At 31.0% G+C, this 365-nt stretch carries 1 protein-coding gene; it reads left to right on the forward strand.

The window, feature by feature from the left end:
- Nucleotides 1–114: 114 nt before the first annotated feature.
- The coding region (locus ACZQCL_RS07565; protein ID WP_482482567.1) for a WXG100 family type VII secretion target at nucleotides 115–365 on the forward strand (251 nt) is incomplete at its 3' end.

Below are 365 nucleotides of genomic sequence, written 5' to 3' on the forward strand. Positions count from 1 at the left end.
TGACATTAATGATGTCTATATCCCATTTTATTAAATGTGACTTTTAGATTTAAATAAAACGTTTCAAGAAAATCAAATCGCTTATGGCGATATCTTAATCTATGGGAGGTAAAAATGAAAATATCAGTGGATTATTCTGAAGTATATCAAGCAAGTGTCTATGTAAAAAACAAAGCGGATAGCTATAATGATCTAATTCAGAATCTTTATAAAAAAGTGGAGCAGATGCAAAGTATCTGGCAGGGTGTGGATCATTTAGCTTTTCAAAATCAGCTAGAAGAATTTAGACCTTCATTAAATGAAATGTATCAAGTGATTCAAGAATACAGCAATGTATTGAAGCAGACAGCTTCGGTTTATGAACA

Source organism: Holdemanella sp. (genome assembly GCF_056804935.1).